This is a genomic window from Aeromonas sp. R2-4 (assembly GCF_040908365.1).
Classification (GTDB): domain Bacteria; phylum Pseudomonadota; class Gammaproteobacteria; order Enterobacterales; family Aeromonadaceae; genus Aeromonas; species Aeromonas veronii.
Window position 1 is genome coordinate 102,350 of record NZ_JBFODO010000020.1, and the last position, 11,503, is coordinate 113,852.

The 11,503-nt window shown below is 54.4% G+C and carries 13 protein-coding genes; 11 read left to right on the plus strand and 2 right to left on the minus strand.

Translation table 11 applies throughout. The features are described from left to right. Positions 1-157 precede the first annotated feature (157 nt). From AB5Z05_RS10690 to AB5Z05_RS10740, 11 genes are all read left to right on the plus strand, one after another. Positions 158-700 (plus strand): YtfJ family protein, encoded by a 543-nt coding sequence (locus AB5Z05_RS10690; protein ID WP_005343253.1) that lies wholly within the window; start codon positions 158-160, stop codon positions 698-700. A gap of 44 nt (positions 701-744) precedes the next feature. Next, positions 745-1,044, plus strand: coding sequence for a DUF2607 family protein (locus AB5Z05_RS10695; protein WP_160881342.1), 300 nt, complete (start codon positions 745-747; stop codon positions 1,042-1,044). A gap of 31 nt (positions 1,045-1,075) precedes the next feature. Further along, on the plus strand, positions 1,076-1,684 hold the full coding sequence (locus tag AB5Z05_RS10700; protein ID WP_368151448.1) for a DUF2796 domain-containing protein: 609 nt from the start codon (positions 1,076-1,078) through the stop codon (positions 1,682-1,684). A 4-nt stretch (positions 1,685-1,688) separates the two neighbouring features. Next, on the plus strand, positions 1,689-2,378 hold the full coding sequence (locus AB5Z05_RS10705) for an ABC transporter ATP-binding protein (RefSeq protein ID WP_368151449.1): 690 nt from the start codon (positions 1,689-1,691) through the stop codon (positions 2,376-2,378). Beyond that, positions 2,372-3,619: an ABC transporter permease gene (locus AB5Z05_RS10710; protein ID WP_043821722.1), complete on the plus strand. Its 1,248-nt coding sequence runs from the start codon at positions 2,372-2,374 to the stop codon at positions 3,617-3,619. The genes AB5Z05_RS10705 and AB5Z05_RS10710 overlap by 7 nt, the downstream gene beginning before the upstream one ends. A gap of 31 nt (positions 3,620-3,650) precedes the next feature. After that, entirely contained in the window at positions 3,651-4,124 is a 474-nt protein-coding gene (locus tag AB5Z05_RS10715; RefSeq protein ID WP_236382638.1) for a DUF3299 domain-containing protein, read from the plus strand. Between the two features lie 104 nt (positions 4,125-4,228). Further along, the gene (locus AB5Z05_RS10720) at positions 4,229-5,089 is read left to right on the plus strand and encodes a TIGR03899 family protein (RefSeq protein ID WP_047439578.1); all 861 of its coding nucleotides are present in this window, start codon (positions 4,229-4,231) and stop codon (positions 5,087-5,089) included. Positions 5,090-5,364: 275 nt separating this feature from the next. Next, positions 5,365-7,002, plus strand: coding sequence for a PAS domain-containing methyl-accepting chemotaxis protein (locus tag AB5Z05_RS10725; RefSeq protein ID WP_368151451.1), 1,638 nt, complete (start codon positions 5,365-5,367; stop codon positions 7,000-7,002). A gap of 625 nt (positions 7,003-7,627) precedes the next feature. Then, the gene (locus tag AB5Z05_RS10730; protein WP_368151453.1) at positions 7,628-8,707 is read left to right on the plus strand and encodes a PD-(D/E)XK nuclease family protein; all 1,080 of its coding nucleotides are present in this window, start codon (positions 7,628-7,630) and stop codon (positions 8,705-8,707) included. Positions 8,708-8,849: 142 nt separating this feature from the next. Beyond that, on the plus strand, positions 8,850-9,278 hold the full coding sequence (locus AB5Z05_RS10735; protein ID WP_158110560.1) for a hypothetical protein: 429 nt from the start codon (positions 8,850-8,852) through the stop codon (positions 9,276-9,278). A 267-nt stretch (positions 9,279-9,545) separates the two neighbouring features. Next, positions 9,546-9,773 (plus strand): AbaSI family restriction endonuclease, encoded by a 228-nt coding sequence (locus AB5Z05_RS10740; RefSeq protein WP_368151458.1) that lies wholly within the window; start codon positions 9,546-9,548, stop codon positions 9,771-9,773. Here the strand turns inward: AB5Z05_RS10740 and AB5Z05_RS10745 are convergent. Together AB5Z05_RS10745 and AB5Z05_RS10750 are read right to left on the minus strand one after the other, a co-directional pair. Then, on the minus strand, positions 9,668-10,177 hold the full coding sequence (locus AB5Z05_RS10745) for a hypothetical protein (protein WP_368151460.1): 510 nt from the start codon (positions 10,175-10,177) through the stop codon (positions 9,668-9,670). The genes AB5Z05_RS10740 and AB5Z05_RS10745 overlap by 106 nt on opposite strands. Before the next feature lie 240 nt (positions 10,178-10,417). After that, on the minus strand, positions 10,418-11,458 hold the full coding sequence (locus tag AB5Z05_RS10750; RefSeq protein WP_279460456.1) for an IS481-like element ISAs19 family transposase: 1,041 nt from the start codon (positions 11,456-11,458) through the stop codon (positions 10,418-10,420). Positions 11,459-11,503 lie beyond the last annotated feature (45 nt).

The following is an 11,503-nucleotide window of genomic DNA, read 5'->3' on the forward strand; positions in this document are numbered from 1 at the left end:
CCCTTGCCAGCCAACCACCTGACTGGCGGGGCGCCGACGCTTCTGAATTGCGATCTTATTTAACACTTTTTAAACAGATCCGATCAGTTTAGGATGAAGCTCGCCCATTCCCTCAATCCGAAACTCGTTATAACATAACAAATGGAGTGTCATCAGGATGAAACATCTCGTACTTACTTTGGCGCTGCTGCCATCTCTGGTCTTTGCTCACAACTTCAAGGATGGCAACCCGGTGCCGCTGGTCAATGTCAGTGACAAGGGTGAGCTGGTACTGAACGGCAAGGATATCGGCTACCAGCCGTGGCAGAGCACCTCGCTCACCGGCAAGGTATTCCTGATCCAGCATATTGCCGGTCGCTCCAGTGCCAAGGAGCTGAACGCCCCGATGATCGAGGCGATCAAGGCCGCCAAACTGCCGCAAGACAAGTACCAGACCGTTACCGTCATCAACAGCAATGACGCCATCTGGGGCACCTCCGGCTTCGTGAAGAGCAGTGCCGAGGACAGCAAGAAAGAGTTCCCCTGGTCCGCCATGGTACTGGATGCCAAGGGCATGGCGCGCAACGCCTGGGATCTGACGCCGGAAAGCTCGGCGATCATCCTGCTGGATAAAGAGGGCAAGGTGCTGTTTGCCAAAGATGGCCAGCTCGATGCCAACAACATTGCTACCGTGATGGGGCTCATCAAGTCCCATCTCTAAGTCAGAGAGAAAGGGCGCTGATGGCGCCCTTTCCATAAGGGTCTATGGGTCGTATCAAGCTGAAAATCTGGATCTTGTTGCTGGGCTGGTTATGGCTGCAGCCTGCCCTTGCCCGGCACCAGTTTGAATCTGCCCTGCCCGGCCACGACGACCATCACTGCCTGGTCTGCGCCCTCCATCTGGATGGCAAACAGGTCATCACCGCTACCCCCTATTGTTTCCCCAGTTCGACCTCTGTTCTGCCCGCAGTTGCAATCATGCAACGCTCGGCGGATACAACCACGCTTCACAGCTATGCCATCCGTGCGCCGCCCGCCTCTGCTTTTCTCTATCCCTTTGTTTAATTTCGCTATTTGTTTTGAAAAAGGATTAAAGATGAAAGCAGTTACTCTGTTGCTGGCGGTAGCCACCTTTGGCGCACACGCAAATCACGACGAACACGAGAGCCACAGCCACGGCGCCCACGAGCATGGCCACGGCCACCTCAATCTGGTGGTCGATGGCGACCAGCTGATGATCGAACTGCAGGCCCCTGCTGCCGATCTGGTGGGCTTCGAGCACGTCGCCAAGAGCGATGAAGAGAAGGCGCAGTATGCCAAGGCGGTCGCCCGCCTCCAGCAGCCTGACACCCTGTTCCGCTTCGACCCGGCCGCGGGCTGCAAACTGACCCAGCAGGAGCTGCAAGCCGCCAAAGAAGAGCATGATCACGACCATGACCATGACCATGACCATGACCATGACCATGACCATGACAAGGCTGCCAGCGACAAACATGAAGACCAGCATAATCATGACGAAGCGGGTCACGCCGATATGGGCGCCATGTACACCTACACCTGCGCAACGCCAGCCAAACTGACCGGCCTTGAGGCAACCCTCTTCAGCGTCTATCCGAGCCTTGAGAAGCTGAGCGTGCAGGGGATCCTGCCCACCGGCCAGACCGCTGGCGAGCTGACCCCGTCCGCCAACAAGCTGAGCTGGTAACGCCATGAAAAAAGCCGTGGTTGAGATCCGCGATCTGGCCTTTGCCTGGCCAGGTGGCGACGCCGTACTCGATCTGCCCGCCCTCACCATCCGCGAGGGTGAGCGGGTCTTTATCAAGGGCCCGTCGGGCTCCGGCAAATCGACCCTGCTCGGGTTGCTGGCCGGGATCCAGACCGCCAACCACGGCACCCTGGAGGTGCTGGGCCAACCATTGGCTCAGCTCTCTGGCCGTGCCCGTGACCACTTCCGGGCGGCCAATCTGGGTTATATCTTCCAGCAGTTCAATCTGCTGCCCTTTCTCTCGGTGCAGGACAACGTGACCGCTGCCCTCACTTTCTCGCCCGCCAAACGGGCTCGCCTGCAAGGGAGTCCGGAGCAGGAGGTGCGCCGTCTGCTGGCGGAGCTGCAACTGCCGGATGACGCACTGCATCGCCCCGTCCATGCCCTCAGCATCGGCCAGCAGCAGCGGGTTGCTGCCGCACGGGCGCTGATCGGCTCGCCGCCACTGGTGATCGCTGACGAGCCAACCTCGGCACTCGACACCGACAACCGGGCCGCCTTTATCAAGCTGTTGTTCGAGGAGTGCGACAAGCAGGGCTCGACCCTGATCTTCGTCAGTCACGACCCTTATCTCGAACCCCTGTTCCCGCGGGTCGAAAACCTGCAACAGCTCAACCGGAGGGCATCATGCTAAAGCTAGCCCTGCAAAGTCTCTGGGCCCGCCGCCTTACCGCCGGTCTCACCCTGCTGGCCGTCGCCATCAGCGTCACCCTGCTGCTCGGGGTGGAGCGGGTGCGTACCCAGGCCCGTGAAAGCTTCTCCAACACCGTCTCGGGAACCGATCTCATCGTCGGTGCCCGCTCCGGTCAGGTGAACCTGCTGCTCTACTCGGTGTTTCGCATCGGCAACCCCACCAACAACGTGGGGTGGGACTCCTATCAGGCCATCAAGCAGAAACCGGGCGTTGCCTGGACCATCCCGCTTTCCCTTGGTGACTCCCACAAGGGATTTCGAGTGCTCGGCACCAATGGCGACTACTTCACTCACCTGAAGTACGGTCAGCAGCAATCGCTGCAACTGCGCGAAGGACGGCCGTTCGACACGCCGTTTGAAGCGGTACTCGGCGCTCAGGTGGCCGAGAAGCTCGGCTATCACCTCGACCAATCCATCGTCATCGCCCACGGCGCTGGCAACACCTCGTTCAGCCAGCACGACAACCTGCCATTCAAGGTGGTGGGCATTCTGGCGCCGACCGGCACGCCCATCGATCGCACCATCCATGTGCCGCTGGCGGGGATAGAGGCGATCCATCTCGGTTGGGACACCGGCCGCCACAGCAAGAACGTGACGCCGGAGCAGGCGCTGGCGCAGGATCTCACCCCGAAAACCATCACCGCCTTTATGGTGGGCTTGAGCAACCGGATCCTGGCGTTCCAGCTGCAACGCAGCGTCAACACCTATCCCAAAGAGCCGCTGATGGCGATCCTGCCGGGGGCCGCCCTGCAGGAGCTGTGGAGCCTGATGAGCGTGGCGGAAACCGCCCTCTCGGTCATCGCCGGTTTCGTGGTAGTCGCTGGCCTGATCGGCATGCTGACCACCCTGCTGGCGGGGCTTAACGAGCGGCGCCGGGAGCTCGCCATCTTGCGCTCCCTCGGTGCGGGCCCTGCCCACCTGTTCCTGCTGCTGGCGCTGGAGGCCATGGCGCTAACCACGGTCGGCATCGCTCTCGGGGTCGCCGTGCTCTATCTGGGGCAGGGGCTTGCCTCGCCCTGGCTGCTCAGCCACTATGGCCTGCAACTGAGTCTGGGGCTGCCGAGCACCTACGAGTGGCAGTTGCTGGGGGTAGTGTGGCTGGCAGGCATGGTGATCGGCCTGCTCCCTGCCGCCCGCGCTTACCGCTACAGCCTGAGCGATGGCATGAGCATTCGCGTCTAGCGAGACGCCCAAAATTGAAACAGAAGGACAGATGATGAAGTGGAAAATTGTGGCGCTGCTCGCCAGTCTGCTGGTGCTGCCCGCCCTGGCCGCCGATTACAAGACCATCGACTGGGATGTGCTCATCCCGGAAGGGGAGAAACTGCTGCCACCGCCCCAGGTCAATCACGAAGATCCCATGTCGGTGCCGCAACCAGTGGGCGGAGTGAACAAGAAGCTGGACAACCAGGATGTGCGCATTCCGGGCTTCGTGGTGCCGCTGGAAGGGGATGCCAAGAAGATCACCGCCTTCCTGCTGGTGCCCTACTTCGGCGCCTGCATCCATGTGCCGCCGCCCCCCACCAATCAGGTGATCTATGTGAGCTACCCCAAGGGTGCGCCGGTGGATGACCTGTGGGATGCCATCTGGGTGCAGGGCAAGATGCGCACGGTCAGCTCCAGCCACGAGATGGCCACCGCCTCCTACTCGATGGAAGCGGTCGAGGTGAGCGTCTACGAGGAGTAATCCTCCCATTGCAAAAAAAGCGGCCTCCACAGAGGCCGCTTTGTTATCTTGGCATCCCGGTTGGAGTAACATTCAGCTCCAGAACCTGTGCGAATGGAGTCAGCATGGCAGACCTCCCCCCCCCGAAAAAAGAGAGTTCGATCCTGAGCAGCCAGGAGCAGACCCTGCGTCTGGCACGCAGTCGCGGTATCGACGGCATGCTCACCCGCAACACCGACAGCACCTTCGAACAGCGCGCCACCTTTCGCCATCTGGCGGATCAGGCCGCCCGTCAGCGCAATCTGGAAGCCATCATGGTGATGGCCTCCCGCCACTGCGAAGAGACCGCGGCCGGCGGCGAGATGGACAGCGACTGGCTGACCCGCTTCCTGCAACTGGCGGAAGATATCAGCATGGTGCCGATGCAGCAGCTGTGGGGGCGGATCTTCGCGCTGGAAGTCGCCACGCCGGGCCGCTTCTCCATACGCGCGCTCGCCACCCTCAAAGAGATGACCCAGCGCGAGGCCCAGCTGTTCCAGCGCATCTGTTCACTGACCTGCCACTACACCGGCAGCGACGAGCAGCGACTGCTGCTGGGGCTGCACAAGGGGGCCACCCTGCTGAGTCGCGCCAAAGCAACGCGGCTCGGCCTTGGCAAATACCGACTGCCCTACAACGCCCTGCTGCAACTGTTTGAGCTCGGGCTGCTGCATCGCGCGGAGCTGGAGTCCGGCCCGCTGCCCGCCGATGGGGTCGAGCTGGAGTTCGGCAACCAGCGCTGGCGGCTGCAGTGCAAGCAGAACAACATCACCCTGCTCTACTACCGGCTTACCCCGGTGGGCAACGAGCTCGCCCAACTGCTGCAAGAGTCGCCGCTGGAGGAGTACCTGCAGGATCTGAAAACCGTGCTGGTGCAGGGGATCCAGATTGAAGTGATGCAGCTCGTCAGCGCCCCCTCCTCACCCGCTCCCGACCCTCTCCCCTGATCTCTGGCGGGGCAGCGGATGCCCCGTCGGTTCGTGGTTCCTTCGCATCCAGCTGCTGGCTCCAAGCTTATGGGCTTGACCAGAATAGGTTGCAAATTGCAGATGCCGCAGAGGCACACCCGTCTGCTCCGTTGCATATTGCAAACAGCAACGTTCTTTTCCTGCCAAAACGGCACTAATAACATATCAATCATTAGCTTTTGCCAACTGGCCCACCCCTTGCAGATGTCTTGATGTAGATCAAAATCTAACCATCACAGCTCGGGAGTAAGGCCATGAGAATCAATCAACCGGTTACCCAAAGAGAACGTCTCTATCCAGACCACCAGAGCCTGATCTCCACCACGGATCTGGAGAGCCGCATCACCTACGCCAACGATGAGTTCTGCGAGATAGCAGGCTTCCAGCTCGACGAGCTGGTGGGGGAACACCACAATCTGGTACGTCATCCTGACATGCCGAAACAGGCCTTTGCCGATCTGTGGAACCATATCCGCGAAGGCAAGAGCTGGATGGGGCCGGTGAAGAACCGCTGCAAGAGTGGCGATCACTACTGGGTCAGCGCCTTTGTCACCCCCATCAAGGATGCCAGCGGCCGGGTGGTGGAGTATCAGTCGGTGCGCACCGCCCCGAGCGAAGAGATCAAGCAGCGGGCCGAGAAGGTCTATGCCGACCTTCGCAACAACAAGCTGCCGCTGGCGCTCAAGTTGCCCACCTTCTCCCATACCCTGGCCATCAACCTCTGCCTGCTGCTGAGCCTGCTCGCCATGTTTGCGCTGGGCTACAACCACGACATGAACTGGCAACTGGCGCTGGTCGCCCTGCCGCTGGCGATAGCGGCCATCACCCTGAATGTCCTCTCCCGTCGCCTCGGCAAGCTCAACAAGATGGCCCGCAGCCGCTTTGACAACCCTCTGATGCAGCTGCTCTACACCAACAAGGTGGACAACATCGCCGCCATCGAACTCTCGATGGTGATGAATCAGGCCGAGTTCAACGCCGTGCTGGCCCGCACCCAGCAGACTTGCAGCAAGATCCTGCAGGCCGCCGAAGGGGATCTGCGCAACGCCGAATCCATCACCGACAACCTGCAACAGCAGCAGGCCGAAACCAATCAGGTAGCGACCGCCGTGACCGAGATGTCGGAATCCATTCGCGAGGTGTCACAAAGTTCGACTGACTCCTCCAGCCTGCTGGATGAAACGGCCGTGCTGTTCAAGAGCGGCAACAGTAGCGTGGCCGAAACCGTGGCCGCCGTGGCGGGCATGAACAGCGAGCTGACCACCTCCAAGAGCGTGATCAGTGCGCTGGTCGGCCACTGCCGCGATATCGACGGCATCCTCGATGTGATCAACAACATCGCCAACCAGACCAACCTGCTGGCCCTCAATGCCGCCATCGAAGCGGCCCGGGCTGGCGAAGCGGGTCGCGGCTTCTCGGTAGTGGCCGACGAGATCCGCACGCTCGCCATCAAGACCCAATCCTCGACCAGCGAAATCCAGAAGATGATCACCGAGCTGCAAACCAGCGCCGGGGATGCAGAACAGGCGATGGAGAAGGGCTGCCAACTCTCCGAAAGCTGCCAGCAAAAAGCCTCGGCGACCGGCACCATACTCCAGCAGATCAACGATATGCTGCAGCAGGTCGCCTCTGGCAGCGGCCAGATTGCCCAGGCGGTACAGGAGCAGTTCCACGTCACCGCCGAGATCAACCGCAACGTGCTCAGCATCAAGACCCTGGCCGATGACTCCAGCGTCGGCAGCCAGCACGCCGTGCACGGCATCACCCAGCTGGTAAACCAGTTAAGCGATCTCGACCGGCTGGTACGCCAGTTCCAGAAAGGGGCTCCGGCAAGCCAAAGCCGCTACGAAGTGGCCACCACCCGCGCCGTGCCGGTTCGCCAAGCCAGATAACCACTACCCAAACAATCACCGCAGAAAAACCCTATGGGCCTTTGGGTCCATAGGGTTTTTTAATGCCCGCCAGCAAGAGGGCGGCACTCTCGCTTTCACCTTCCAATCTCACTCTGCGCGGATAGGCTGCTGCGGTGGTGCGGTTATATCACCGTCCGTTATTTATTAATTTATTGATCTTGCTCAGAAAACCGCCCGCTTGCGCTTTTCACCCCAGCCCCGTTCGGTAACATAGCCGCTTGGCAACCTCTCGCAGGAGTCAGCCATGAGCCAAGCCAGTACCAAAACGCAGGTAACAAACAGCAGACTGGAGGCTGAAATTCAGGGGCGGTAGCGTGGTTTTTGTAAGTTGGCACAGCGCGTAGCGAAGCCCAACAGACGAGGATGATCACGCAACCAGAGCGGGATAAACATGGATTGGGCCGTTTGGTAAAAACATTTGTAAATACGTTTCGCGGTAAACGTTGGGCTTCACTGCGTTCAGCACCAACCTACGATATTTAGCCCAATATTCAAGATAGCGAGTCCATACTATAGCGTTGCTTATAATATGATAATTATCTCTCGTATTCATTAACAATAATGACTATATTGACTCCCTTAATTCATTTTTTGCGAAGCACTTATGGAATTGGAACACCTTCATTCATTGCTTGATGAACTGAACCGAGTCCCAGCACCAATTAAACGAGAACAGAATCTCTTTTCAATCGGAGCTAGAGGACACTATGAAAATCCAATTAGTGATCTGTTAGCATTTTTTCTGTCCCCAACAGCAGCTCATAATCTAGAAAGCCTTGTGCTCGAAACCCTACTGGAAGCCCTACCTGAAGGGGTTCAAATATCTGCATCACTGATTAATGAACCCCAGCGGGAAGTAACTACCCATACTAACAGCAGGCTGGATCTGGTTCTTGAATCCGAAGAATGGGTCATGGCACTTGAAAATAAGATCTGGCATCATCAAAACAACCCATTCTCCGAATATAAGAAATATCTTGCGAAACACTATGAAGGGAAACGGCAGCTGCTAGTTGTACTCTCTCCATCTGGTAAATCACCCATTGGTTGGTATGGCGTTGCCTACAACGATTTTCTAAACCGTCTATCTCCCAAACTAGGGCAAGCCTTCATAACCACACCTTTTAACAAGTGGCTTATTCTATTACGCGAATTTCTATTGCATTTGGAGTCATTGATGGCGGTTTCCGATATACCAATCCCTACAGCAAACTTTGTTCTCTCCCACCTCAAAGAGATTCAACAAATACAGGATCTCAAAAACAGCGTGGTCAAAGATCTGCAAGCTCAATATGTACATTATCTAGAGCGATACTTCTGCGAACAAGAGGTTGATATCAGTACCAAGTTACACACTTGGTATGGCTATCCTGCTTTACGATTCGGTTTCACACACTGGAAAACTGACTCTGATGTTGTGTTATTTCTAGATGGCCGTGAAGGGCATCATTTTGCCATCAATTACTATGCTTGTAATTTGCAGGGAGATAAACAGCATAAGGCCGCTCATGAAACATTGCATCAGGTCGAATGCAGCGAGGTGTGGCAAGAACGAGCGAATACCGTTGCTTGCTTTAAGCGGCCACTCAATGACAACACACCAGAGGCCATGTTTGTCGAAGTGGCTCGACACTTAGCATTACTAGATATATTTGAATCAACAGTTCGCTCAAAGTGGGCATGAGGAATACACCATATCTAAAATTAAAATAAAGCTCGGTGACATTATTGCCGAGCTCTTACTTTTACTTAGAAAAGCAATATTTAAATTACAGTTTAACTTATTGGTTTCTTAGATTTAAGCAGCATGAAATCAGGAGAGACAAGTGGAATTGATTACAACCATTTTAGGAGCCGCACTAGGTGGTCTAATTGGATATTTTTTTAGCAAGTTACAATGGGAAAGAGCATTAAAGCATGAAGATCGTGCATACAAATTGGAGAGTAAACGAAAGCTAGTAGAGTACTCTTATGAAACAATAGAGTATGTTCGAGACTATTACTGCAACTCAAAGAACATGACTATCGGTGAATTTATGGTCTGCATGTCTGGACGAAACCCTTTGAAAAAAATGTTGGCGATCGTGGTTACTAGCGCACCAGAACTTTCAAGTGAGATCGATATACTGAAAAAACAGATTGATAAGATGATGGGTCCAGAATATCCAGTACCAGAAGAAAAGTATCGCGCAACGCTCGATGTAGTAAACCAGTTTGGTAGAAATATTACCGCCCATATAAAATCCAATGCTTAACTGATATGGATGATGTGCGCCACGAAATATATCCACCCACCTACTTAATGTGAATGTACAATACAATTACAATAGATATAATGGCGGGCAAGAGATAAAAATATGAGGGAGCCTCCAATATTTCACCCTAAATTGCTAAAAACTTGTTAAGCCCACCTTAAAACACTGACAACAAAATTATAAAAAATAAAACATATGAGTACTCAAGTAGAAAGATTCATTTTTAACAATACAAGAACAAGCCATAAACGATGGGAGTCCATTGTTATGTATGCACTTCACTATGCTCTTAGAGATGTAAAGCTAATGTCTCAATACCCGGTCGACAAATACTTTATCGACGGATATTTCCCTGACTTGAAGATCGCCGTAGAAATTGATGAACCATATCATAACCGGCAAAAAGAAGATGATTTAAAAAGAGAGTCCGACATAAAAGCAGAGCTTGATTGTGAATTTTTTAGAATCAATGTTAGCGAGCCTGTATATGAGTAAATTGACAACTTAGTTGATAAAATAAGAGCTTTATCACCTCCAAAGTGGGAGATCAAGGAACGACCAGCAAGAGCGATTAGCGGTGAGTTTTCACAAGATAAGATAGATGGATTGACTGCAACAAATGCATTTGAATTTTTAGATGGCATACAAGAAGAGCTAGAACAATTAGGTTTATCTGTAGACACTAAAGAACCAAATCCAAATACCTTGCCAAGTAATGGAATGATAGGCTTTGATGTAATTTTAGACAAACTTAGATTAACGGTATTTACGCGAAGCACATGCAAACCCAAAATAATTATTTCGAAATATGATGCTAATACTCTAAGGAAGTTAGGAATAGACTGTTCAGAACCATCCAAAACTAAGCCACCATATTGGAAAATCATAGATATGGACAAACAACTTACCAGAGAAGAGACTGTGTCCTATTTGTTGAATCTCTCAAGAAAACTTAGGCATAAATAAAGATATTTATTTCATCTTGAACACGCACACACGATAAATAACAGCGAAAATACATTACTGATAAATAAGGGGACAATTGCCCCCCTTATTTATCAAAGTTCGATACTAACAATCAACCTCAGTCTGTACAGATCTAGTTATCACCTGACACCGGCCTCAAACCGGTGTCTTGTTTACGCTACTTTAGAGCGCACTTCCTTCGGTATCAATTTCAGACCCTTCTTGAACATGCTGTAGGGGGTTTGACCCTCCATCATCCTGCCCTGATGTGGCCGCTGGGTGTTGTAGTGCACCAGATAGCTATCCAGGTCTGTCTGCATCTGCTCTACCGACTCATACCAGGTCGTCCTCCCCTTGATGCGGAAGTGTTCATCCAGCAAGGTTCGATGCAGCCGCTCGATAAAGCCGTTGCTCTGCGGCCTGCGCACCTTGGTGGTTCGGTGCTCAATCCCCTCCAGTTGCAGGAACAGCTCGTAGGGATGGTGGTCTGGGCGCCCACAGAACTCGCGCCCGTTGTCCGACAGGATGGTATAGACCCGCGCCTCGTGGGCCTCGAAAAACGGCAGCACCGTTTCATTGAGCACATGAACCGAGGTCACCGGCAGCTTGCTGGTGTAGAGCCGTCCCCAGGCGTGGCGACTGTAGCAGTCCAGCACGGTTTGTAGATACACCTTGCCAACCCCCTTGAGCGCGCCGACGAAGAAGGTGTCGACCGCCACCAGTTCTCCGGTGTAATGAACCTCAATCTGGCGTTCTCGGAACTCGGGACTGAATCGTTCTAACAGGCGAATTTGCTCGTCATTGAGCTCAATGGTCTGCTCACGGTGAGTTTTCTCAAGGCGCAGCAAGCGGTCGTGTTTAGAGAGCAAGTCGTGCCGTTGCCACACGCCACGCACACCGCCCGCACTGACATTGATGCCTTGCAGAGCCAGTTCTTGCGCGACCCGCAGCGGGCCTTGAGTTGGTCTGGTGAGGGAGTAATCGAGGATGGCCTGTTCAATCTCGGGCGCAACCCGATTGGGATGAGCCCCTTTACAGCCCGGCAATTTGTCGAGCAAGCCCTCGGCGCCATAGGTCTGGTAATTACGGCGAATTTCGTAGAACTGCTGGCGGCTGTAGCCAATGAGCTTGCAGGCTTTACTGACGTTATTGAGCTCTTTGGCGAGCTCTAGCAGGCTGAGTTTGCGACGTGCTACTTTCTCGTTGGTGGTCATACGGTGACTCCAGATAACACGGTAGGGGTACCGTTTTGTTATCCG

Excerpts from the sequence above, each read along its gene's own strand:
- AB5Z05_RS10715 (WP_236382638.1), top strand. The coding sequence starts at position 3,651 with ATGATGAAGTGGAAAATTGTGGCGCTGCTCGCCAGTCTGCTGGTGCTG.
- AB5Z05_RS10690 (WP_005343253.1), top strand. The coding sequence starts at position 158 with ATGAAACATCTCGTACTTACTTTGGCGCTGCTGCCATCTCTGGTCTTT.
- AB5Z05_RS10695 (WP_160881342.1), top strand. The coding sequence starts at position 745 with ATGGGTCGTATCAAGCTGAAAATCTGGATCTTGTTGCTGGGCTGGTTA.
- AB5Z05_RS10730 (WP_368151453.1), top strand. The coding sequence starts at position 7,628 with ATGGAATTGGAACACCTTCATTCATTGCTTGATGAACTGAACCGAGTC.
- AB5Z05_RS10740 (WP_368151458.1), top strand. The coding sequence starts at position 9,546 with ATGTATGCACTTCACTATGCTCTTAGAGATGTAAAGCTAATGTCTCAA.
- AB5Z05_RS10750 (WP_279460456.1), bottom strand. The coding sequence starts at position 11,458 with ATGACCACCAACGAGAAAGTAGCACGTCGCAAACTCAGCCTGCTAGAG.
- AB5Z05_RS10705 (WP_368151449.1), top strand. The coding sequence starts at position 1,689 with ATGAAAAAAGCCGTGGTTGAGATCCGCGATCTGGCCTTTGCCTGGCCA.
- AB5Z05_RS10720 (WP_047439578.1), top strand. The coding sequence starts at position 4,229 with ATGGCAGACCTCCCCCCCCCGAAAAAAGAGAGTTCGATCCTGAGCAGC.
- AB5Z05_RS10725 (WP_368151451.1), top strand. The coding sequence starts at position 5,365 with ATGAGAATCAATCAACCGGTTACCCAAAGAGAACGTCTCTATCCAGAC.
- AB5Z05_RS10710 (WP_043821722.1), top strand. The coding sequence starts at position 2,372 with ATGCTAAAGCTAGCCCTGCAAAGTCTCTGGGCCCGCCGCCTTACCGCC.
- AB5Z05_RS10700 (WP_368151448.1), top strand. The coding sequence starts at position 1,076 with ATGAAAGCAGTTACTCTGTTGCTGGCGGTAGCCACCTTTGGCGCACAC.